21 protein-coding genes and 1 pseudogene are annotated in these 21,451 nt (G+C 67.8%); 6 read left to right on the plus strand and 16 right to left on the minus strand.

Annotated elements, in window-relative coordinates; translation table 11 throughout:
• Position 1 precedes the first annotated feature (1 nt).
• The gene (locus tag BLW05_RS21460; protein ID WP_093165589.1) at positions 2-697 is read left to right on the plus strand and encodes a phosphoribosyltransferase; all 696 of its coding nucleotides are present in this window, start codon (positions 2-4) and stop codon (positions 695-697) included.
• On the opposite strand, the gene BLW05_RS21465 is transcribed toward BLW05_RS21460, so the two are convergent.
• From BLW05_RS21465 to BLW05_RS21490, 6 genes are all read right to left on the minus strand, one after another.
• Complete coding sequence (locus BLW05_RS21465; RefSeq protein ID WP_093165590.1) at positions 698-1,630, minus strand: nucleoside hydrolase; 933 nt, start codon at positions 1,628-1,630, stop codon at positions 698-700. It lies immediately after the preceding gene.
• Between the two features lie 330 nt (positions 1,631-1,960).
• Positions 1,961-3,244: a chloride channel protein gene (locus tag BLW05_RS21470; protein ID WP_256330427.1), complete on the minus strand. Its 1,284-nt coding sequence runs from the start codon at positions 3,242-3,244 to the stop codon at positions 1,961-1,963.
• A 64-nt stretch (positions 3,245-3,308) separates the two neighbouring features.
• Positions 3,309-3,929, minus strand: coding sequence for a carbonic anhydrase (locus tag BLW05_RS21475; RefSeq protein ID WP_093165591.1), 621 nt, complete (start codon positions 3,927-3,929; stop codon positions 3,309-3,311).
• Between the two features lie 93 nt (positions 3,930-4,022).
• Positions 4,023-5,630: a tannase/feruloyl esterase family alpha/beta hydrolase gene (locus BLW05_RS21480; protein WP_177142758.1), complete on the minus strand. Its 1,608-nt coding sequence runs from the start codon at positions 5,628-5,630 to the stop codon at positions 4,023-4,025.
• 40 nt (positions 5,631-5,670) lie between these two features.
• A complete protein-coding gene (locus BLW05_RS21485) occupies positions 5,671-6,471 on the minus strand; it encodes an alpha/beta fold hydrolase (protein ID WP_093165593.1) in 801 nt (266 codons plus the stop codon).
• A gap of 11 nt (positions 6,472-6,482) precedes the next feature.
• Positions 6,483-7,472 (minus strand): Bug family tripartite tricarboxylate transporter substrate binding protein, encoded by a 990-nt coding sequence (locus BLW05_RS21490; RefSeq protein ID WP_093165594.1) that lies wholly within the window; start codon positions 7,470-7,472, stop codon positions 6,483-6,485.
• A 129-nt stretch (positions 7,473-7,601) separates the two neighbouring features.
• On the opposite strand from BLW05_RS21490, the gene BLW05_RS21495 reads away from it, so the two are divergent.
• Positions 7,602-8,540 carry a LysR family transcriptional regulator gene (locus tag BLW05_RS21495; RefSeq protein WP_093165595.1) on the plus strand — a complete coding sequence of 313 codons (939 nt, stop codon included), beginning with the start codon at positions 7,602-7,604 and terminating at the stop codon, positions 8,538-8,540.
• 26 nt (positions 8,541-8,566) lie between these two features.
• Here BLW05_RS21495 and BLW05_RS21500 read toward each other — a convergent pair whose 3' ends face one another.
• Complete coding sequence (locus BLW05_RS21500; RefSeq protein ID WP_371126957.1) at positions 8,567-8,923, minus strand: hypothetical protein; 357 nt, start codon at positions 8,921-8,923, stop codon at positions 8,567-8,569.
• An 808-nt stretch (positions 8,924-9,731) separates the two neighbouring features.
• Here BLW05_RS21500 and BLW05_RS21510 point away from each other — a divergent pair.
• Positions 9,732-10,625: a DUF6502 family protein gene (locus BLW05_RS21510; RefSeq protein ID WP_093165597.1), complete on the plus strand. Its 894-nt coding sequence runs from the start codon at positions 9,732-9,734 to the stop codon at positions 10,623-10,625.
• Positions 10,622-12,088 (plus strand): DUF5666 domain-containing protein, encoded by a 1,467-nt coding sequence (locus BLW05_RS36010; RefSeq protein ID WP_177142759.1) that lies wholly within the window; start codon positions 10,622-10,624, stop codon positions 12,086-12,088. The genes BLW05_RS21510 and BLW05_RS36010 overlap by 4 nt, the downstream gene beginning before the upstream one ends.
• A 109-nt stretch (positions 12,089-12,197) precedes the next feature.
• On the opposite strand, the pseudogene BLW05_RS21525 reads toward BLW05_RS36010, so the two are convergent.
• The 9 genes and pseudogenes from BLW05_RS21525 to BLW05_RS21565 form a co-directional block, all read right to left on the minus strand.
• Positions 12,198-12,383, minus strand: a pseudogene (locus BLW05_RS21525) (NnrS family protein); the annotation flags it as partial.
• Complete coding sequence (locus BLW05_RS21530) at positions 12,376-12,708, minus strand: cupin domain-containing protein (protein ID WP_093165735.1); 333 nt, start codon at positions 12,706-12,708, stop codon at positions 12,376-12,378. The gene BLW05_RS21530 and the pseudogene BLW05_RS21525, both read right to left, overlap by 8 nt.
• Positions 12,709-12,746: 38 nt before the next feature.
• Entirely contained in the window at positions 12,747-13,553 is an 807-nt protein-coding gene (locus BLW05_RS21535) for a c-type cytochrome (RefSeq protein ID WP_093165736.1), read from the minus strand.
• Complete coding sequence (locus BLW05_RS21540; protein WP_093165600.1) at positions 13,553-15,175, minus strand: cbb3-type cytochrome c oxidase subunit I; 1,623 nt, start codon at positions 15,173-15,175, stop codon at positions 13,553-13,555. The genes BLW05_RS21535 and BLW05_RS21540 overlap by 1 nt, the downstream gene beginning before the upstream one ends.
• Positions 15,162-15,719, minus strand: coding sequence for a cupredoxin domain-containing protein (locus tag BLW05_RS21545; protein ID WP_093165601.1), 558 nt, complete (start codon positions 15,717-15,719; stop codon positions 15,162-15,164). Before BLW05_RS21545 ends, BLW05_RS21540 begins: the two co-directional genes overlap by 14 nt.
• Positions 15,720-15,727: 8 nt before the next feature.
• Positions 15,728-15,892, minus strand: coding sequence for a hypothetical protein (locus BLW05_RS36015; RefSeq protein ID WP_093165602.1), 165 nt, complete (start codon positions 15,890-15,892; stop codon positions 15,728-15,730).
• An 11-nt stretch (positions 15,893-15,903) separates the two neighbouring features.
• Positions 15,904-17,196 (minus strand): c-type cytochrome, encoded by a 1,293-nt coding sequence (locus tag BLW05_RS21555; RefSeq protein ID WP_093165603.1) that lies wholly within the window; start codon positions 17,194-17,196, stop codon positions 15,904-15,906.
• 4 nt (positions 17,197-17,200) lie between these two features.
• Positions 17,201-17,944, minus strand: coding sequence for a c-type cytochrome (locus BLW05_RS21560; protein WP_093165604.1), 744 nt, complete (start codon positions 17,942-17,944; stop codon positions 17,201-17,203).
• Between the two features lie 106 nt (positions 17,945-18,050).
• On the minus strand, positions 18,051-18,950 hold the full coding sequence (locus BLW05_RS21565) for a LysR family transcriptional regulator (RefSeq protein ID WP_093165605.1): 900 nt from the start codon (positions 18,948-18,950) through the stop codon (positions 18,051-18,053).
• 111 nt (positions 18,951-19,061) lie between these two features.
• On the opposite strand from BLW05_RS21565, the gene BLW05_RS21570 reads away from it, so the two are divergent.
• Together BLW05_RS21570 and BLW05_RS21575 are read left to right on the plus strand one after the other, a co-directional pair.
• Positions 19,062-20,036: a Bug family tripartite tricarboxylate transporter substrate binding protein gene (locus tag BLW05_RS21570; RefSeq protein WP_256330428.1), complete on the plus strand. Its 975-nt coding sequence runs from the start codon at positions 19,062-19,064 to the stop codon at positions 20,034-20,036.
• 5 nt (positions 20,037-20,041) lie between these two features.
• On the plus strand, positions 20,042-21,361 hold the full coding sequence (locus BLW05_RS21575) for an FAD-dependent oxidoreductase (protein WP_256330429.1): 1,320 nt from the start codon (positions 20,042-20,044) through the stop codon (positions 21,359-21,361).
• The last annotated feature ends 90 nt before the right edge of the window (positions 21,362-21,451 follow it).

Consider the following 21,451-nt stretch of genomic DNA (forward strand, 5'->3'; position numbering starts at 1 on the left):
CATGACCCGTCACTTCACCGAGCCCACCACCGACTACTGGCAGCGCATCGTCCCGGCCGATGTGGTCGAGCGGCCGGAGGCGCCCTGGCAATTCGGCTACCCGGCGCGCCTGCCGGATGGGCGGGTGCTCGTGCTGCCGATCCGGCGGCTCGCCAACGAGCCCTCGCATGCCGTCGCTTCATTGCTGGTCAACCACGCATCGCTGGATGTTGTCGACACGTTGGGCACGATGCTTGCCGAACGCCTGTCGGCGCAGATGCCGGAACTGGTGATCGGATTGCCCACGCTCGGCCTCGCGCTCGCGCCTGTGGTGGCGCGCGCACTGGGGCACGCGCGCTATGTGCCGATGGGCTATTCGCGCAAGTTCTGGTACGACGAAGCGCTGTCCGCCGCCGTGCATTCGATCACTTCCCCCACACCGGGCAAGCGCGTCTACCTCGACCCCCATCTGCGACCGCTGATCGACGGCAAGCGACTCGTGCTGGTCGACGACGCCGTCAGCACCGGCACCACCTTGCTCGCGGCGTGGAACCTGATCGAGTCGCTGGGCGGCAACGTGATCGCCTGCGGGGTCGCGATGCTGCAAGGCCGCCGCTGGGTCGAGCGGCTCGGCGCCGAACGCGCCGCGCGGGTGGTCGGCGTGTTCGAGAGTCCCCTGCTGAAGGCCGTGCCCGACGGCTGGGTGCTGCGGGACTGATCAGCTGGCGGCGCGCGCGAGCGCGTCCAGCACCACGCGACGCAGCAGCGGCTCGTCGGCCACGCTGGCCACCTGCGCATTGGGCTGGGCGCGCCTGGGCACCCGCCACTCGACCACCGTCATCCCGCGCGTGTGCTCGCCCTTGCATTCGGCCACCACATGCGCCGGCCGGAAGCTCATCCCCTCGGGCGCCACCAGCGCAGCCGCGGCCGTCGGGTCATAGAGCGACATCGGCAGCGCGCCCGCCGGGCTGGCGATGCGCACGTAGCCGAGCAGCAGGTCGGCCAGCACTTCGGCCTTGTCGGAGCCGAGCGCCCGCAGTGCTTCGGCATCGCTCGCGTGCACGCGCACCTGCCGGCATGCATCGAGCCCGACCATGTGCAGCGACACGCCGGCCTCGAGCACGACATTGATCGCCTCCGGATCCACCGCGGCATTGAATTCCGCCGCCGCGGTGTGATTGCCCGGCCCGGCACTGCCGCCCATCCACATGAGCCGGCCGATCCGCGCAGCAAGTTCTGGGCGCTCGCGAAGCATGAGCGCGATGTTGGTGAGCGGGCCCAGCGCGAGGACCGTTGCCGGCTCGGGGGTGGAGGCAAGGTAGTCGCCAAGCGCGACCACCGCATCGCCGGACGCCAGCGCCGCCCGTGTCTTCGGCAGGCTGCGCCCCGCCGAGACCATGGCGTCCGCGCCGAGGATGTTCTGCGCCGTGACCAGTTCGCTGGCGATCGGCTTCGCGCTGCCTGCATGGACCGGAAAGCCCCATTCGAAGTAAGCGGTGGCACGCAGCGCGTTGTCGATCACCACCTCGAGCGGGGCGTTGCCGGCGACGAGCGACATGCCGTCCACGTGCCAGGGCGGGGTCTGCATGACCGTGAGCACGGCGGCGAGATCGTCGAAGCCCATGTCGGTGTCGATCCAGACGTGCTTCATCGTTGGGGGGACTCCATTCAAACGTCGTATTGTCCTGCAGCGTTTCCGCGTCCGATTCACTCGGCTTGCCACCATCGCGTACCGGTAGGACACTCGAAACCCAGCTGAAATCAGGAGGTCGTGATGCGTCGCCTTTTCGCCAATCGCCTGGCCATCGTCACTGCGGCTGCCGTGGTGTTGGGTTCGCTGGTCTTTGCGGCGGTGCGCGTCAGCACCTAGTCTCAGGGCCGGCAGGCGGCACGGCGCGGACTTCGTGAGTGTCCGCGCCCTCGTCGACAACCTCCGCAAGACCTACCGCATCTCCGATGCTTCGAAAGGCAGCCGATCAGGCTATCCGCTCCTGGCTTCGATGGGATTGCCGTAGATCGGCTTGGCACCGAACTGCGTGCTGATCGCATGCGCCACCCCGCACGCGAGCATGACCGGCACAGTGAGCTGGAACTGGTCCGTCATCTCCAGCACCATGACGATGGACATCAAGGGGGCATGCGTCACCGCGGCCAGCACAGCCGCCATCCCCACCACCGCGAACGCGCGCGGATCGCCGACCCATGCCACCGGCATCCAGGTCGCCGCGATCTGCGCCAGCACGCTGCCCGCGGTTGCACCGACGAACAGCGAAGGCGTGAACACGCCGCCGATGGCGCCGCTGCCTGAACTCAGCGCGGTCGCCGCCACCTTGGCCACCAGGATCACCGCCAGCCACTGCCACAGGTGCTCGCCCTGGAGCACCTGCGAGACGACGCTGTAGCCGTTGCCCCAGACCTGGGGAATCGCCGCCGAGATCAGCCCCACCAGCACCCCGCCGACGCCGAGCCGGATCGGCATCGACTTTACCCGGGAGAAAAGATCGCGCGTCTTGTCGAGCAACGCGAGCCACACCCATCCGATGCCGCCGAACACGATGCCGGACAACAGCGCGACGCCCAATCCCGTCGGCAGCACCGGCTTGCCCGACATGACGTACAGGGGCGTGGGCTCGATCAGCCAGTAGATCAGCGCGCTGGCGGTCGCGGACGCGATCAGCACCGGCGCGACCGTGCTGCGCGCGAAGAACCCCAGCGCCAGTTCGAGCACGAACACCACACCGGCAATCGGTGCGTGGTAGGCGGAGCCGATGCCCGAGGCGATGCCGCAGACCATGATGGTGTTGCGCTGCTCGGGCGACAGGGCCACCGAGCGCGCCAACCATGAACTCACCCACGCCGCGAGCTGCACCATCGGTCCCTCGCGCCCGATTGCCGCGCCCGTGCCGATCGAGAACAACGCCGACAGCGTGCGGGTGAAGGTCGTGCGGTCGTTCAGGTCCACGCGGCCGGCGCGTGCCGCCTCGATGTAATCGAGATTGCGATCGCCGCGCGGGCCCTTCGCGGCCCATCGGCCGCCCCAATGCAGCACGAGCCCCGCCAGCAGCCCGCCGACGGCGCAAACCGCCGCGCGGTGCCAGGCCGACAGCGACATGGCCGTCTCGACCAGTCCGCCGGTGTGCCCGGTCGCCAGCCACTCGACCTGCTGCGTCAGCCAGCGAAAGCCGATGGTCGAAGCGGCGCCCAGTGCGCCGGCGGCAGCCGCCCAGATCCAGAGCCTGATCGTTTGAATGGTGGGTCTCAGCACGTCGATACGTTCCCGGGAACGAATTGCGACGTCTCGTCGCAATGCAATGCAATGCAATGCAATGCTATTCGTCCGGCGCCAGGAAGCGCACGCGGCCGGTCTGCAGTTCGTAGACGGCGCCAATGAGTGTCATCACGCCTTCGCGCTCGCGCGCCTGGGCCTCCGGTGTGGCACGCAAGGTACGTACGGTGTGCCGCACGTTCGCCTCCACGGCGTGCTGAAGCAATGTCGCGCGGGGCAGCGTGCCATCGAGCCCCTCGAGGGCCGGCTCGATGTTCTCGAGCAGGATCTCGATCCTGCTTTTCTGTCGGGCACCGTGGAACCGCGAACCGATCGCGGCCTCGACGGCCCCGCATCCCTCGTGCCCCAGCACGACGAACAGCGGCGTCTTCAGATGCGAGCCGGCGTACTGCAGCGTGCCGAGGATGCTCGGCCCGAGGACGTTGCCCGCCACCCGGATGACGAACAGCTCGCCGAAGGAGGCATCGAACACCAGTTCGGGCGGCACCCGGCTGTCGCTGCATCCGAGGATCGTCACGAACGGCTGCTGGCCCTTGGCGAGTTCGGCCAGGACCTCCTTCTGGACCGTGGGAAAACGCGCGCGGCCCTGGATGAAACGCTCATTGCCTTCCTGAAGGCGGGCCACCGCTTCGGCAGCGGTGCAAGGTGGGGATGAAGTTGACATGACGTCGACCGTGTTCAGCGCCGAACATAGGGGCGCCGGCCGACATGTGTCAACACGACGCGCCAGGCATTGCGCCGTCCGGCCCGGATTCCGTCATCGGCATGCGAAGCTCGCCGCCTTGTCCGCATCTCCCCCCACATACTGCGCGGCCTGCGGATAGGGACACAGCGGCCGGCTTCGCTCCGACCCGTCGGGCCGCTGCTGCACGGCCACGAGCGAAGCCGGCGCACGGCCCGCCTCGACCCAGTCGATGACGGCGGTCACGGCGTCGAACACGTTCGGTGCGTTCCCGTTTCCGCAGTGCTGCATGCCGGGCGCCATGAACACGCGGTAGCTGTCGTCGAGCTTGGCGGTGGCGCGACCGGCCTCCTCGTAGTAGCCGATGGTCATCATCGGATTGAGGGCCGGGTCGGCCCAGCCGTGGTAGGTGATCATCTTGCCGCCACGCGCCTTGAACGCGCCGAGGTCGGGATTGCGCGCATCCAGCAACTGGCTCATGAAGCTCGTGGCCCGATAGCCCTCGTCCAGGTTGAACGTGCGCCAGTCGGCATCCGGACGGCTCGCGGGCTGGTCGGCGAAGTAGCGCAGGAAGGTCTGCGCGTAGGCGCTCTGGCGTGTTTCGCCGGGCGGCAAGGCCTGCCCGACCGATGCAAGGCGGGCGCCCGGCGGCGGAGGCGGCGGCGGAATGGACACGAACCACTCGGCCCACCCGCTGATCCCGTTGGTGTCGGGCGCCTCCGAGCCCCAGGGCCACGCGGGGAAGACGCTCTTCCCCTTGTGCTGCATGTCGGCATGCACCGTCTCCAGCGCCGTGATCTGCGCTTCGCTGAGACCCTGCAGGTCGGTCCTCGGGTTGAACCTGCACTGGCGCGGATCGCTGATCACCCCGTCCTGCAAGCCGTCCGCCGCATCGCACTTCGCGACGATGGCACGGCCGATCTCCGAGAGTTGCGCCGAGGTGAAGCCCGCCTTGCTCACCAGCGGTGCGTACGAGACGTAGTCGTACATGGTCCCGGTGAAGTTGAGCACCGGCGCCCCCGCGGCAATGCCGTCGAAATCGGCCGGGTAGCGCTGCGCGGACATCAGTCCCTGCCGTCCGCCGGTCGAGCAGCCATCGAAGTACGACCTGGCGGGCTTTCGTCCGTAGAACGCGGCCGCCAGGTCCTTGGATGCCTGGGCAGTCAGGTGAACCGCGCGGTGGCTGTAGTCGACGAGCCTGGCGAGGTTGTTCTGCGCGAAGGTGCCGAGCGGCTGGGCAACGGCATCATGGCCGGTGTTGGTCTGCGCGGCGACGAAACCCCGCTTGAGCGCTTCGTCGCGCAAGGCCACGCGATTGGGCGCGTCGATCCGCTCGCCGGCATAGCCACCGTTGCCGCGCATGTACAGGCGGCCGTTCCATCGCATGGGCAGCGCGACCTCGATCAGCACTTCGGGGTCGAGCATCGCGACAATGCGGCAGAAGTCTGGAACGCCCTGTGCCGCCGGGACGACTTCCGACGCAAGCACCGTCATCCGCGTTCCTTCGACCGACACCACCTGTTGCCCGAGCTTCGCGCAGTCACCCGTCGACGACGCGACCGGGTTGGTGTAGTTCACCGCCGACTTGCCGGCGTCCCGAAAGCTGCCGACGTTCTGCGCATGCGCAGCGAGGCTCATTGCCGCGAGGCACAGCGCACGCGCGAGGGTCTTCCCTTTGAACATTGCCTTGTCTCCTTCTTGTGATTGCTTGGCGAGGCAATGGCTATTTGACACGACGGCGCAGGAAATCGAGCACGTGCCGGTTGAACTCCGCCGGCTTCTCGAAATAGGTCGAGTGCCCCGCATCGGCGACCACCACGACTTCGCTGCCGGGGATCCAGCCGGTCAGCTCGTTCACGACGGCCACCGGAACGATGGGGTCTTCGCTGCCCACGAGCAGCAGCGTCGGGCAATGCACATCGCGCAAAGCCGCCATCGGAATCACCCGGCCGGGCTGCATCAAGGAAGCGAGCGTGGCGCCCCAATCCGCCGCGGCGACCGAATGCGTGCTGGGGTTGAAGTGATTGATCTGCGCGTAGAGCGCCGCCTTGTCAGGATGCGTCTCGAGAAACCAACGGCCCAGCGAGCGTTGCTCGATGGAGGTCGCGCGCTGGCTGATCTGGCGCTTTTCCAGGATGCCGAGCAGCACCGGGTGATCGATGGCGAGCGAACTGTCGCAGGCCACGAACGCGGCCACGCGCTGCGGATGCACCAGTGCCGTCTTCAGGCCGATCATGCCGCCCAGCGACTGGCCCACGATGCTCACCTGATCGACGTGCTCCCGGTCGAGGACGGCCATCACATCGGCCACGAAGTTGTCGAGCGAAAACTCATCCAGCGGCGCCACCGAGCGACCGAAGCAACGGATGTCCATCGTCAGGCAGGTGTGGTCCGGACTGAACAACGGCAACTGCTGCCACCATGTGGCGGCGTTCGAGCCGGCCCCGTGCAGGAAGAGCACGGCCGGTCCCTGGCCGTGGCGTTCGTAGTAGATGCGGCGTCCCCGCGAATCGGCAAATGGCATGGCGTGTCGGATCAGTTGGCTTTGAGGTTGAGGCTGCGCACCAGGTTGCCCCAGCGCTCGGTGTCGGCGCGCACCATTTGTGCGTACTGCGCGGGCGTGCCGCTGAGCGTGGCCAACCCTTCGGCTTCGAGCTGCTTGAGCACCGCCGGGTCCTTGAGGGCCGATTCGAGCGCGTCGTGCACCTTGTCGACGATGGGCTTGGGCGTGCCCTTCGGCGCAGACAGGCCGACCCACGAGGTCACCGTGAGCTGCTTGTAGCCAAGCTCCGCGAAGGTCGGCACGTCGGGCGAGCCGGTCGCACGTGCGGCACTGGAAGTGGCGAGCACTTTCAGCTTGCCGCTCTGGACCATCGGCGTCACCGACGTCGGCGGCACCACGATCACCGAGACCACGCCGGCCAGGACATCCTGCAGCGCCGGTGCAGCGCCCTTGTAAGGCACGTGGGTGAGCTGGATCTGCGCGGCGCGCTGGAGCTGTTCCATGACGAGGTGGCCCGTGCTGCCCGCGCCCGAGCTCGCATAGTTGATCTTGCCCGGCTCGCGGCGCGCCTGTTGCACCAGGTCCTGAAGGCTCGCGATGCCCGCATCGCTGCGCACCACCAGCCATTGCGCACCTTCGCCGATGACCCCGATGTGCTCGAAGTCCTTGACGATATCGAAGGACAGGTTGTCATACATGCTCTGCGCGATGGTGTTGAGCATCCCCGTCATCGTGAGCGTGTAGCCGTCGGGCGGCGCACTGGCGCCGACCTGCGTGCCCACCACGTTGCCGGCACTCGGCCGGTTGTCGATCACCACCGGCTGCTTGAGCGTCTGCGCCATCCGCTGCGCGACCGGACGCATCGTGCGGTCGTAGGGACCGCCGGCCGGTGCGGGCACCACGATCCTGATGGGGCGCGACGGCCAGTCCGCAGGCTGCGCGGAGGCCGCACCGCAGGCAAGGGCCTGAAAGACGATCGCCGTGGCGGCCACGGCGCGAACGGCGCGGATGAGGGGCTTCATGGTGTCTCCAACTGTTGAACGCCGCCGGGGCGGGTGCAGGTACGTGGCCCGCAGCACGCATCTTCGCCAGAGCGAGGTATCGGTGACAAATTAATATTTGCCCCGAGCCATTAGACTTTCCGAATCCTCATGCAAACGCCCTCCGCCCTGCTCAACCGCCTCCTCGCGCGCGGCAAGTTCCGGCACATCCAGGTGCTGCTGTTCCTGGCCGAACTGGGCAGCGTGCAGCGCACTGCGCAGGCGATCGGCATGACGCAGTCCTCGGTGACCCAGACGCTGGCCTACCTGGAGTCCCTGCTCGACATCCGCCTGTTCGACCGGCATGCCCGGGGCGTTCGCCCCACGGCCGCCTGCGCGGACCTGCTCCCTGTCGCGCGCCAGTTGCTGCTCGGCCTCGCCGACGGCGCGGCGGCGCTGGCCGCGCGCCAGAACCAGGGCGAGGGCTATGTCCGGTTGATCGCATCGGCCTCGGCGGTTCACGGACTGCTGCTCGATGCGCTGCCGCGATTCAGCGAATGTCATCCGAACATCCAGGTGCGCCTCGAAGAGGCGGAAGGCGAAGACCAGCTGCTGGCCATCGCGCGCGGCGAGGTCGACCTGGCCATTTGCCGCGAGCCCGCGGTCGTGCCCGAAGGATGGATGTTCGATCCCCTGCGCGGCGACCGCTTCGTGGTCGTGTGCAGGCCCGGCCATCCGCTGGCAGGCGCACGCGCGCCCAGCGTGAAAGCGCTGTCCTCGCATCGCTGGCTCCTGCTGCCCGCGTCGCTGTCGGCGCGCAGGCGCTTCGACGAACTCGCGGAGCGCTTCCCCGCCATGCCGGCCACCTACCCGATCGTGACCCGGTCGGCACCGATGCTATGGCAGCTTCTACAGCAGCAGGATCTGCTCGCGCTGCTGCCGCTGAACCTCGTCAGGCCCTTGCTCGATGCCGGACGGCTCGTGCATCTGCGCGGGGGCGACGCGCATCCGCTGGCGCCCATCGGGGCGTTACGGCCGGCGAGCGGGCTGGGTGCGGCCGCCGCGCGGCTGTACGAGGCGCTGCGAGCGCATGCCGCCGGAGCGCATTGAGCAACAGGCGCACGCGTGTGCGGAGGTCAGTCCCGATCGTCGTCACCGCGCTCGTGATGGCGATGACGCCATTCGCCGCGGCGATAGTAGACAGGCGCGGGAGGCGCGTCGTAGTAGGCCGGTCCTTCGTAGACGGGCGCAGGCGCGTAGTACGCCGGCGGAGCGCGGTAGTAGGCCGCGGGCGCCGACCTGTAGTAGACCGGGGGCGGCGGCGCATACACGGGCGCCGGCGCCACATAGACCGGTGCAGGCTCGGTGACGACGACACCCGGGACGCCCACGTTGACGGACCAGTTCACTTCCGCATTGGCGGTGGTCGCCATCAATGCAAGACAGGACGAAACAACACCAGCGGCAGCAAACTTGAGAAGAGGAAGGTTCACGTTGACTCTCATGGTCTAAGAGGCAACAGCCGCCTCTTTGCTCCTGAACGCGCGAGCAGACGAGGCGGCGGACAACGGACGCAGTCATTTACAAGTATGTTGGCCGAGGCGCTCAGTGATGGCCAGGTGCATCGTCGGCGCCGTGACCCACGCCATGCGGACCCACGGCATCGGCGTGGCCCGGCGCGTCGTCTGCACCATGCCCGATGCCATGGCCAGCGCTCTCGCCAGCGCCGTGGCCGCTTCCGCCACTGCTTGCGGTCGCCGAGCCGGGAGAACCGGAACCACCTGATCCACTGGACCCGGGACCGCTCGAACCGCTAGAACCGCTAGAACCACTCGAACCGCTAGAACCGCTAGAACCAATCGAACCACCCGAACCACTGGAACCGCTCGAACCACTGGAACCACTGGAACCACCTGAACCACCACTCGATCCGCCTGAGCTCCCTCCTCCCCCCCTACCTCCCCCCCCGCCTCCACCCCCGCCTCCACCCCCGCCTCCACCTCCACCTCCACCTCCTCCGCCACCTCCTCCGCCGCCTCCTCCGCCGCCGCCCCCGCCCCCGCTCCCGCCCCCTCCGCCGTGTGCCATCGCGGGACCCGCGATCACGCCCAACGCCAACGCGAAGATGCTCGCCGTGGCCGTCCTTCTGAAGTTGTCCATGTCGGTCTCCTGTGAAAAGTTGAAGACGTGGGAAATTTACCCACGCCTGAAACGCAGAATATGCGGGAAATTTACCCACGTCAAATGTTTGTGTGACAATTTCCCACAAACCACTCCCGCCTTCCTCTTGCCCCTTGTGCCATGTCCAACGACGCCGCTCCCTCCGATGCCGGTCCACCGCGCGCTTTCGTCCAGGCGCTGATTCATGCGCTGCGCCCCCTGGTGAAGCTCATGCTGTCGCGCGGCGTGACGTTCACGTATGCCAGCGAGCTGTTGAAGTCCCTCTTCGTCGAGATCGCCGACCGCGACTTCCGGATCGACGACATGCCGCCTACCGACAGCCGTGTGAGCCTCGTGTCCGGCGTGCACCGCAAGGAAGTGAGCCGGCTGCGGCAGGCGATGGCATCCGGCGAAGAGACGGTGCCCGAAGTGGTTTCACTCGGCGCACAGGTGGTCGCGCAGTGGATGGGCACACGGCCGTACATCGACAGGTCCGGCGCGCCCCTGCCGCTGAACCGCTTTGCAAGCGAAGGCGGCGAGTTGTCGTTCGAGGCCCTGGTTGCCCGAGTGAACCGGGACATCCGTCCGCGCGTGGTGCTGGACGAATGGTTGCGACTGGGCGTCGTGCACATCGACGATGAAGGACGCGTGTGCCTGAATGCCGGCGCCTTCGTGCCGACCAAGGGCTTCGATGAAATGAGCTTCTACCTCGGCCACAACCTCCACGACCATGCGGCGGCCGCAGCGCACAACCTTTCGGGCGGCCAGCCGCCTTTTCTCGAGCGCAGCGTGCACTACGACGGGCTGGGCGCCGACACGGTTGCCAAGCTGGCGCAGCAGGCCGGCACGCTGGGGATGCAGGCGCTGGTCGCGGTCAACAAGACCGCGCTTGCATCGGCCAAGCGCGGCATCGGTGACGACTCCCAGCGGCAGCGGATGACGTTCGGCGTCTACTTCTATGCGGAGGATTCGGCCGCGGCCGACGCACCGCCCGCGCCGCCAGCCAGGAAGAAAGCAAAGGGGTCGAAAAAATGAACCGTCGCCTCCTTCGTGCACTCGCTTGCGCCCTGCTGCTCTCGGCCACAGCGGCAGGGGCGCAGAGCCCCGACGTCTGCGAGACCGGCGCATCACCGGTGAACCCGCTCGGGCGCAGCGCGCGTGCGGCGGGTGAGGGCAACGGCAGCGGTGGCACCGGGGGAATTGGCGGTACAGGCCTTAGCGCGCGCGCCGGCGGTGAAGGCGCCACGGGCGGCATCGGAGGCACTGGCGTCACGGCGCGAGCGACCGATCCGACGGGTGGGATCGGCGGCACGGGCATCGTCGGCGTGGTGACCGGCTTCGCCAGCATCTGCGTCAACGGCGTCGAAGTGCGCTTCGACGCGCGCACGCCGATCTCGGACAACGGCCGACCGGCATCTGCCGGCGAGCTGGCCGTGGGCCAGATGGTGGCGGTGCGCGCCACGGGTGCAGGCCATGACATGCAGGCGCAAGCCATCGCGATGATCCACGCGCTCGTGGGGCCGATGGAAGCCATCGACGCCACCGCGGGCACCGTGCGCGTGCTCGGCCAGACGGCAAGGGTGCGGCCGGCCGGCGCATTGAATGGCAAGCGAATCGGCGACTGGGTGCGCCTCAGCGGACATCGTCAGTCCGACGGTGTGCTCGTCGCGTCGCGAATCGAAGAGCTTGCGCCGACCTCCGGGGTGCGGCTGGCGCAGATCATCGGGCGCGTGGAGGTCGTCACGGACGACGCAATGCAAGTCAGCGGGACGCGCGTGCAACTGTCTGGCGGCGCGACACCGCGCCATGTCGACCGTGGCGCCGAAGTGCTCGTCGCCGGTCGCTGGAACGGCGAGATGCTGATGGCGCAACAGGTGGCGCCGGCTCCGATGACGGATCAGCTGGGCCGGGTGCGGGACGTCCTCATCGAAGGCTACGTACAGGATGTCGCCAAGGGATCCCTCAGCCTCGACCAGGGCGCCAGCCTGCAACTCGATCCGCAGGCGCTCGTGAAGGGCGGCAGCTCGGCGGATCTGGTGGTGAACCAGTTCGTACGCGTGAAGGGGCGCATGGATGCGCAGCGGCGCATCGTCGTCGATGAAGTGTTGATCGAGCCGGGAGGCCCTGGCGGGGGGTCGGGAGGCAGTTCGAGTTCTTCCGGTTCGTCTTCCGGGCATGGATCGAGCGGGTCGAGCGGGTCGAGTGGGTCGAGCGGGTCGAGTGGGTCGAGTGGGTCGAGTGGGTCGAGCGGGTCGAGCGGGTCGAGCGGGTCGAGCGGGTCGAGCGGCGGTGGAGGAAGCGGCTCCGGTTCCGGAAGCGGAAGCGGAAGCGGAAGCGGAAGCGGAAGCGGAAGCGGAAGCGGAAGCGGAAGCGGAAGCGGAAGCGGAAGCGGGAGTGGTGGTGGCGGTGGTGGTGGTGGCGGTGGCGGTGGCGGTGGCGGTGGCGGTGGTGGAGGAGGAGGAGGAGGTGGAGGTGGCGGCGGAGGTAGCGGCAAATAGCCGAACCAACCCGCTCGCTCATGCAGCCATCACTTGGATGCAGACGACCCGGTAGACGGCTTCGTGGACATCTTCATCACCGGACGCCCGCGCGCCGGTGAGGGCTGATCCAGAACACGCCAGGCATCCGGCCCTTCAGCAACTCCGGCACGAACACCCAGAGCGCCACCGAGACCGCGGCCCAGAAGCATCCGGCGATGTACAAGGGACGGAATCCCAGTTCGAGAAAGGCCGACCATTGCGGCGGCAGTGTCGGGACGGCATCCGGCTCCTGGATCTTCAGCAGATCAGCCATCGCGCAGCACGATCGTTACGAGCGCCGAAGCATCCGTTTCCGCGCAGACATCGTGCATTGCATCGCCCTCGAGAAAGAGGATCTGCCCCGCTTCGAGTCTTCGCGGACCGCTCCCCAGGCCGACCACCATCGTCCCCTCGATGCAGTGGATGGTGATCTCGCCCGGAACCTTGTGCGGCGGCAGCTTCCTGCCGGCCTGCAGCACCAGGCGCATGACTTCGAGTTGCCGCGACTTGAAGATGGCCGACGTCTTTTGCTCGGCCAGCGCCGCGCCAAAGGGCCGGACATCGCGGGCCTCGCCCGGGGCAGCGTGTTCGAGTGCCATGCTGAATTCCTTCGAAGTCGCGTGCGGCTGCCGTTCGGTCACTCCGAGGGCGTGCCGGCCTTCCGTGCGTAGAACACCGACACTTCCTCGATTTCCTGGTTGGTCATCGAGCGGGCCACGTTGCGCATCTGCGCCTCGGAATCATTGCCGCGCTCGCCCGACCGGAAGGCCTTGAGCTGCAGCGCGAGATAGCCCTTGGGCATGCCTTCCAGCCACGGGGCGCCGAACTTCTGGTCGATGCCGCCATGGCACGAGACGCAGGGCGCGACGTTGCGCAGCGGCGCGCCGACCCGAACCAGCGCGGGCAGCGCCTCGTCATAGGTCGTCGGCGCGGTTCGCGCCTTCGGCAGGGAGGCGTAGTAGGCCGCGAGGTCGGCGATGTCCGCGTCCGACAGGTTCGTGGCGAGCGCCACCATGATCGGACTGGCGCGCTTGCCGCTTCGGTAGTCCATCAGCTGCTTGATGATCACCTCCGGGTACTGGCCGGCCAGGTTGGGCGCATCGGAGGTGCTCATCCCCTGCGCGCCATGGCACATGGTGCAGTTCAGCGCCAGCGTGGCACCGCGGCCGATCGCCTGCCGCGAGCCTTCCTTGCCCATCGCACGGTCCAGGACCACGTCGGTGGCGGTGGGCGCCTCGCGCGGCGTGGTGCCGAACGACCAGTCGCTGGGCACCCCCGCCGCCCGGCAGATGCTCGCCCACAGCCCCTTCGCGCTGAAGTCGCCGTGCACCGAAGGCAGCAGCACGAAGCCCACCAGGAACGCGCCCACCGTCAGGACGATCAACCAGATGACGCTCTTGCGGAACCATGGATTGCTCCAGCCGGGCATGCCGTGTACTTTCATCACCGGCTCCCGATCGGTATGACGGGCACGGAGGCTTCCTTCAGCGAAGCCAGCTGCACGATGGGGTAGCCGTAATTGACGATCGTGAGCCCGATCATCATCGCGACCCAGAGGCCGAAGCCATTCAGCGCGACCGGCGTATGCGCCGCCGGATGTGCCGTGCGGCTGAACGTGAAGGGCGCCACGGCCGCGCCTTCCTTCTTGCGCGCGGTGGCGAGCGTATACACGAGCAGGATCCCGGACGCGAGCAGGATGAACCCGCCGATCGCCGACACGGTGACGGTCCAGGCCTGCGGCTGCAACTCGGGATGCGTGTAGTCGTAGTAGGCCATGCGCCGCGGCATGCCCAGCAGGCCGACGAGGTGCCAGGGCATCGACAGCACCATCATGCCGACGAACCACAGCCAGATCTGGGTCTTGACCAGCCCGGCCGACAGCGGCGCGCATCCGGTGAGCTGCGGCCACAACTCGTAGGCGATCATGAAATACATCAGCACGATCGCGCCGGCGAAGATCAGGTGGAAGTGCCCCGTCACCCACTGCGTGTTGTGCACCGTCTCGTTGAGCTGGTAGCTCATGTTGATGATGCCGCCGGCACCGCCGAAGCCGAGCATGATGAAGGAGAACGTCACCGCCAGCATCATCGGGTTGTCCCACGGCAGCGTCCTGAGCCAGCCGAAGGTTCCCTGGCCGCCGCGCAGCCGCCCCGCGATCTCGACCGAGGCCACGATGGTGAACACCGTGAGCAGCGTGGGCACCGACACCATCGCGGTCATCACCGCATGCACGAACTTGAAGCCCGCGCCCACCTGCGGGTCCGCGAAGAGGTGGTGGATGCCGATCGGCATCGAGAACACGAGGAAGAGCACGAAGGCCACGCGGCCCATGGTGTCGCTGTACAGCCGGCCGCCGATGGCGCGCGGCACGATCGTGTAGAACGCGATGTACGAGGGCATCAGCCAGAAGTACACGATGGCATGCAGCGTCCACGAGAAGAAGACGCGCGCGAGCCCGGCGTTGATCGTGTCGGTGAGCCCGAGCGACGCCGGCAGGATCAGCACGAGGACCTCGATCGCCGCGCCGAGCGATGTCCACGCCCACAGGTACGCGCCGGCCACGTTGCCGAACATCGCCAGAGGGACGGGCTCGCCGGGGTTCTCCTTCTTCCATGCGCGCAGGTTGATGGACATGAGCGCGACCCAGATCCACGAGCCCACGACCACCAGCACGACGCCCAGGTAGTAGAACGGGCTCGCCAGCATTGGCGGATAAAAGGTGTAGAGCACCGACGCCTTGCCCACTGCCATCGTCACCGCCGCCACCGCCGTGCCGACCACGACGAGCCAGAATCCGGCCCACGCCCATCGCAGGCCGATGAGCGGCTTCTTCAGCGCAAGCTCGGAGATCGCGTAACCGAAGCCCATCGCGACCAGGGTCGGCAGCACGTAGGCCATGACGGTGCCGTGGCCGGTGACCGAGCGGTAGTAGTGCTCGGGGTTGTTGATCCAGGTCGACAGCGGGCTGCGGACGTACATCTGCCACGCCCCCAGAACCAGCGCGCCGAGAAAGGCGACGAAGGCCACCCAGAAGTGGGCCAGAACGAGTTTTCTAGCGTGCAACACAACTGAGCCTTTCACCCGGCCGCGCCTTGGCCGTGAATTCGCCCTGCGGCAGCACCTGCACGCGGGCCCACATGGCCTCGTGCCCGGTGCCGCAGTATTCGTGGCACGGCATCAGCTGTTCGCCGGTCCGGCTGAACGATGTCGTGAAGGTCGCCACGAAGCCAGGCACGACCATCGTGTTGGCGTTGGTGCGGCCGATGATGAAGCCGTGAATCGCGTCCGTCGCCGTCGCGCGAAAGGTCACGGGCGTGTCGGCCGGGACCACGATGCATTGAGGCTCGAACGAATACTGCTGCGCGATGAGGCGGACCACCACCCGGCCGTCCGCCTCGACCGCGGTGCCGAGATTGCGTTCGACGAACTCCCCGCGCAGATGGAGCGTCTTCACATCCACCGTCTCCACGCGCGACGGCGGCATCGAGGCCCAGTGCAGGCCGGTGACGACCATCATCAACATCAGTACCGCGATGATGGCGCCGACGATCCAGGTCCATCGCCGCTCGGCCGCGACGGCAACCAGCTCGGACTCGTCATGCGAAGGCATGGCTGCGCTCATTGCACCGCACCGCGCGGCAGGTACACCGCGAAATAGAAGATGAAGTAGATCGCCACCACGATGGCGGTGGCGATGCCCGCGACCGCAAACGCACCCATCGGCCCGCGGCGCACGATGTCGTCGACGCGGCGGTCTTCCTCTTGCTCGTCGATGCTGGACATGGATGGTTTCCTCACTGGGGCAGCAACTTGCGAAGTTCGCTGATCTGGGATGCGTCGACCGGCGTGCCGCTGTTCTCCCAAGCCACGCGGATGTAGGTCACCACGGCAGCCGCTTCCTCGTCGTCGAGGATGTGGCTGAAGGGCGGCATGCCGTGCGGGCGCGGGTTCTTGCGCGTTCCCGGCGCGTAGCCGCCGTTGAGCACCATGCGGATCGAATTGACCGGCGAGGCCATCGTGATCGACTGGTTGCCCGCCAACGGCGGGAAGGACGGCGGATGCCCCTTGCCTTCGTCCCCATGGCACATCGCGCATTGCGTGCCGTAGATCTTGCGCCCGGTCTCCATCACGCCCGGGCTCACGAGCCGGGCCTGGCTGGTCGGCGGCGGCTCGGAGTCGCGCTGCGGCAGGGCCTTGAGATAGACGGCCATGGCACGCACGTCCTCGTCGCTGAGGTACTGCAGGCTGTTGTAGACCACCTCCGCCATCGGGCCGTAGGTGGTGCCGCGGTGCGAGACGCCGACCTGCAACAGGTCCGCGATCTCCTGGATCTCCCAGTTGCCCAGCCCCGCTTCGCGGTTGGACGTGAGCGATGGCGCGTACCAGTTCTGGTTGGGGATCATGCCGCCTTCGAAGGCCTTCGATTCGCTCGATCCGCCGAGCGCATTGATCGCGGTGTGGCACATCGCGCAGTGGCCGAGCCCTTGCACCAGGTACGCACCGCGGTTCCATTCGGCACTCTGCTTCGGGTCCGGGACGAACTCGCCTTCCTTGAAGTAGAGCGTTCGCCAGCCGATCAGCAGGTCGCGGTTGTTGAACGGGAACTTGAGCTCGTGCGGCCGGTTCTGCTGGCGCACCGGCGTGACCGACATCAGGTAGGCAAAAATGGCGTCGCTGTCCGCGCGGGTGACCTTGGTGTAGGAGGCGAACGGCATCGCAGGATAGAGCAGCGCGCCGTCCTTGGAGACCCCCGTGTGCATCATCCGGTAGAAGTCTTCAGGGGTCCATCGGCCGATGCCGGTCTCGTCGTCGGGCGTGATGTTGGGCACGAAGAGTGCGCCGAAGGGCGTGGGCATGGCCCGGCCGCCCGCGAACGGCTTGCCTGTGGCCTCGGTGTGGCAGGCCACGCAGTCGCCGGCGCGCGCGAGGTACTCGCCACGGGCGATGATCTCGCTGGTCGCGTCCTTCGGGGCGGTGCTGGCCCGGCCGGGCTCGGGCAACGCGGCGGGCCGCAGCCACCAGAGGACCGCGGCGCCTGCCAGCGCCAGCACCACGAGCGCGAGGAGGATCCTGAATGCCAGTTTCATCACGTCACTTCTGGCTGCCGCATGCGAGCGGCATGCGAACGAGGTTGGCCGGTTCCGGCGATGGGTCCTTGGGTGCACCCTGCTGCGACAGCCAGGCCGCCACGGCGTTCATGTCCGAGTCGGTGAGGCGCGTCGCCACGCGCTTCATGCAGTCGGGTTCGGCCGCATGGCGCTCGCCGACCCGCCAGCGCGTGAGCTGCGCGACCACATAGGTCGACCGCAGTCCGACGAGGCCGGGAATCCCCGGCTCCATCCCCGTCAGCCCGACGCCATGGCAGGCGACGCACGCAGGGATGCCCTTGCCGGAATCCCCGGCCGCCACGAGGGCCGCGCCTCTGCGCAAGGTTTCCGGGTCGGCCTTCATCGCTTCGCCCGGCGCGAACGGAGGCCGCCGGCTCGCGAAATACTGGGCGATCTCCTTCAGGTAGGCATCCGGCAGATAGGCGACGAGGTAGTTCATCGGCGCGTAGTGCCGCGTGCCGTCGCGAAAGGCCACGAGCTGGTTGTACAGATAGCCCGCGGGCTTGCCGGCGATGCGGGGGAAGTAGCCGTTCTCGGTGCCCTGGCCGCTCTGGCCGTGGCAGGTCACGCAGCCCTGGACGCGGGCCTCCATGGAATCGACTTCCTTGAACGACGGCGTCGCTCCCGACTGCGCGAACGCGGGAAGGCTGGCGCTACCCCCTGCGACCGCCATTGCAACCCCGATCGTTCGCCAGGCTGCCGAACGGCGGGTGACCCGAGACTTCATCGTGGCGCTCCTGTTCGTTGGTATGACCGAGAGCGGGCCGGGTGATCGTAGCGACGGCCACCATGCTGCGCAAGAAGTGCTTTGCGGGCGGCCACGAACGGCGAACTCACCCGCCTTGTGTTCGGGCCGCCCTGAACGCCGTCTTCACGCAAGCGACGAACGCCTGCGCCATGGCCGATTGCGGCAGGTTGGCATGCCGCACCACATACACCGGATGCACCGGGCCGCCGCGCAGCGGCCGGAAGCAAAGCGCCTTGCGATTCCACGCGCGCGCGGTCAACTCGTCGACCACCGCGACGCCTGCGCCGCAGGCCGCCAGCGCGCATGCGACCTGCCCGGAGCGCACCTCGATCCGGGCCGATGACTCGCGCTTGTTGCCGGCCTCCTGCGCTTCGAGCAGACGGCCTTGCGGCGTGTCCGGGCTGAAGGCGATCAGCGGCTCGCCCATCACGTCCCGCAGGCTCACGCTCTTCTTCTTCGCAAACGGATGGTCGCTTCGGAAGACGCACGCCATCGACCAGCTTCCGACCTCTTCGCTGACCAGCAGCGCATGGTCGATCGGCAGGGTGGACACCGCGATGTCCGCCTCGTTGCGCGCCAGCTGGCCGACCATCTCGCGCACGAGCTGCGCCTCCATGTAGATGCGCGCGGTCGGGAATCTCGCCGCCAGGGTCGACACCGCGCGCGGCACGATCTCGAGCGCGGTGCTCGGGCTCGCGAGGATGCGAAGCGGCAGCCCGCCGCCTGCCTGCAGGTCCCGCGCACGCTCCTCGATGCGCCGCACGCCCCGATAGACGCTTTCGACTTCGGCATAGAGCGCCTGCGCTTCGGGCGTGGGCCTGAGCTTGCTTCGGCCGCGTTCGAAGAGCTTCAGCCCCAGTTGCAGCTCGATGTGGGCGAGCATGCGGCTGATGCCGGGCTGCGACACATGCAGGAGCCGTGCGGCATCGGTCACCGATCCGGCAAGCATCACGGCGCGAAAAACCTCGATCTGGCGCAGGTTCATGGTCGTAGGAAGTTGAATAACACGATGTTATGAGTGTCTTGAATCTTGGTATTTGCCGATATACCCGACCGCGGCCCATCATCAATGCGAGTGCAACCTGGAGACAAGCTGATGACGTTCAAGATCAATCGCCGCTCGATGCTGGCGCTGCTCGCCGCCGGCGTGAGCGTTCGCGCACTGGCGGCGCAAGCCTGGCCAACCAAGCCGGTCCGGATCATCGTTCCCTTCGCGCCGGGCGGCGGTGCCGATTCGTCCGCCCGCGTTCTTGCCGACCTGTTCGCGCCGAAGCTCGGCCAAAGCGTGATCGTCGAGAACAAGCCGGGCGCGGGCAGCGCGATCGGCGTCCTCGCCGCGGCCCAGAGTAAGGACGGCCACACGCTCCTGATGGCCAGCAACAGCATGGTCATCAACCCGTCGCTCAATCCCCAGATCGGCTATGACCCGGTGCGCGACTTCGATGCGGTCGGGATGGTGTCGGCGCAGCCCCTCGTCCTGGTGGTGCCGGCGAGCTCCAACATCAAGTCCCTGCAGGATCTGATTGCCCACGCCAAGGCGCACCCCGGTGAGCTGGCAGCCGGCAACAGCGGCAACGGAACGCTCGCGCACATCGCCTCGGAGATCTTCGCGAGCGAAGCCGGCGTGCAGATCACCCCCGTGGCCTACAAGGGCGAAAGCGCCCTGCTGCCGGAACTGATCAGCGGCCTGGTGGCGTTCGGCTTCCTGAACCTGCCCAGCGTCGCGCCGCACATCAAGTCGGGCCGCATCCGGGCGCTGGCGGTTTCCTCGCCGCAGCCGGTTCCGGAGCTTCCGGGTGTTCCTACGCTGCGCTCGCTGAAGCTTCCTGCACTGGAAGTCCAGGGCTGGGCCGCACTGCTCGCGCCCAAGGGAACCATTCCGCCGGAGGGCCTGGCGAAGCTCGAAGGCCTGCTCGCGCAAGCGCTGGCTTCCGACACGGTGAACGCGCGCTTCGCCTCGCTGAACGTCACGCCGATGGCGATGGACCGCCAGGCAACCGCCCAGTTCCTGCAGGCGGAAACCACCCGGTACGCCAGCGTGATCAAGGCCCGCGGCATCAAGGCGGGGTGACGCGCGTGATCGATCAGCCCCTCTCTTCGGCACGCCCGGAAGCCGCGCCGCTGGACACCGATGTGCTCGTCTGCGGCGGCGGTGTGGCGGGCACGATCGCCGCGGTGTCCGCTGCGCGTCGCGGCGCACGCGTGATCCTGCTGGAACGCTACGGCTTTCTCGGCGGCAACGCGACTGCAGGTGCGGTCGCCCAGTTCAACAGCTGGCAGACGGCGAACGGCCGGCGTGTGGTGTCGGGTCTCGCGCAGGAGGTCGTCGACCGCCTGCGCGAATACGGCGCGGCTGCCGCGCACCAGGTCTTCGTGATGTCGACCGGCCATCGGATGGACCGCGTCGAATACGCACCCGAAGTGCTCAAGCTCGTGCTCGACGACATGGTGCGCGATGCCGGCGTGCAGCCGCTGCTGCATGCCAACCTGCTGGATGTCTCGCGCCAGGGCTCGCGGATCGATTCCGTCCGCGTGCTGACCAAGGGCGGCGTCGTGCGCATCGGGCTCCGTGTGCTGGTGGACACGTCGGGCGACATGGATGCCATGCGGCAGGCCGGTGCGCAATTCCTGCCGCTCGACGACGGCGAAGCCCTTCAGCCCGCGACCATGATGTTCCGCTTCGGCCCGATCGACTTCGCGCGCTTCGATGCGCTGTCCCCGGCGGAACTGGCGGCCCTGGCGCGACGTGGCTATGAAGAGAAGGCGCTGGCGCGCGCCGCCCTGCATGTGGCGCGCGACCCCTATTCGGCGGACGGCTGGTTCAACATCAGCCGCCTTGCGATCGACGCGACGGACGCCATGGCCCTCGGGCAGGCGGAGATCGAAGGGCGCAGGCAGGCCTGGAGCGCCGCGCAGTACCTGCGCGCCCATGTGCCGGGCTGCGCGTCGGGCCGGCTGCTCGCGTTCGGCACCCAGGTCGGCGTGCGCGAAACGCGGCGGGTGCTCGGCGACCATGTGCTCACCGCCGAGGAACTGCTGGCGCCGGTCGACTTCGATGACGCAGTCGCGGCAGGCGCCTATCCGATCGACATTCATCCGGCGGCCGGTGGCGAGCTGGTGTACTCGGCGCTGGGCGACGACCATGCCTACCAGATCCCGTATCGCAGCCTGTGCCCCGTGGGACTGGACAACGCACTGGTTGCAGGCCGCGGCATCTCGGCGACGCACCAGGCGCTGGCTGCCATCCGGGTGATGACCATCTCCATGGCGGTCGGCCAGGCGGCAGGCACTGCCGCGGCGATGGCTGCGGAAGGAGCATCCGGCGCCAGTGTTCGTGGCATCAGCGCGAAGAGCCTTCGCGAAGCGCTGCGGCGCGACGGCGCATGTCTGGGCTGAGCGCGGCCCAGCCGTCGGACGTTGGTCAGGTAGTAGGCGTTCGGCAGGGCCTGCACGTTAGAGACGGGCGTGGTGACCCTGCTCACGTCG

Origin of the sequence: Variovorax sp. YR216 (assembly GCF_900107745.1) — a bacterium.
Classification (GTDB): domain Bacteria; phylum Pseudomonadota; class Gammaproteobacteria; order Burkholderiales; family Burkholderiaceae_C; genus Variovorax.

Coding starts and splice junctions, on each gene's coding strand:
- BLW05_RS21565 (WP_093165605.1), bottom strand. CDS start 18,950: ATGAACCTGCGCCAGATCGAGGTTTTTCGCGCCGTGATGCTTGCCGGA.
- BLW05_RS21570 (WP_256330428.1), top strand. CDS start 19,062: ATGACGTTCAAGATCAATCGCCGCTCGATGCTGGCGCTGCTCGCCGCC.
- BLW05_RS21545 (WP_093165601.1), bottom strand. CDS start 15,719: ATGCCTTCGCATGACGAGTCCGAGCTGGTTGCCGTCGCGGCCGAGCGG.
- BLW05_RS21475 (WP_093165591.1), bottom strand. CDS start 3,929: ATGTCAACTTCATCCCCACCTTGCACCGCTGCCGAAGCGGTGGCCCGC.
- BLW05_RS21555 (WP_093165603.1), bottom strand. CDS start 17,196: ATGAAACTGGCATTCAGGATCCTCCTCGCGCTCGTGGTGCTGGCGCTG.
- BLW05_RS21530 (WP_093165735.1), bottom strand. CDS start 12,708: ATGGCACTCGAACACGCTGCCCCGGGCGAGGCCCGCGATGTCCGGCCC.
- BLW05_RS21510 (WP_093165597.1), top strand. CDS start 9,732: ATGTCCAACGACGCCGCTCCCTCCGATGCCGGTCCACCGCGCGCTTTC.
- BLW05_RS36015 (WP_093165602.1), bottom strand. CDS start 15,892: ATGTCCAGCATCGACGAGCAAGAGGAAGACCGCCGCGTCGACGACATC.
- BLW05_RS21465 (WP_093165590.1), bottom strand. CDS start 1,630: ATGAAGCACGTCTGGATCGACACCGACATGGGCTTCGACGATCTCGCC.
- BLW05_RS36010 (WP_177142759.1), top strand. CDS start 10,622: ATGAACCGTCGCCTCCTTCGTGCACTCGCTTGCGCCCTGCTGCTCTCG.
- BLW05_RS21535 (WP_093165736.1), bottom strand. CDS start 13,553: ATGAAAGTACACGGCATGCCCGGCTGGAGCAATCCATGGTTCCGCAAG.
- BLW05_RS21490 (WP_093165594.1), bottom strand. CDS start 7,472: ATGAAGCCCCTCATCCGCGCCGTTCGCGCCGTGGCCGCCACGGCGATC.
- BLW05_RS21480 (WP_177142758.1), bottom strand. CDS start 5,630: ATGTTCAAAGGGAAGACCCTCGCGCGTGCGCTGTGCCTCGCGGCAATG.
- BLW05_RS21460 (WP_093165589.1), top strand. CDS start 2: ATGACCCGTCACTTCACCGAGCCCACCACCGACTACTGGCAGCGCATC.
- BLW05_RS21495 (WP_093165595.1), top strand. CDS start 7,602: ATGCAAACGCCCTCCGCCCTGCTCAACCGCCTCCTCGCGCGCGGCAAG.
- BLW05_RS21485 (WP_093165593.1), bottom strand. CDS start 6,471: ATGCCATTTGCCGATTCGCGGGGACGCCGCATCTACTACGAACGCCAC.
- BLW05_RS21560 (WP_093165604.1), bottom strand. CDS start 17,944: ATGAAGTCTCGGGTCACCCGCCGTTCGGCAGCCTGGCGAACGATCGGG.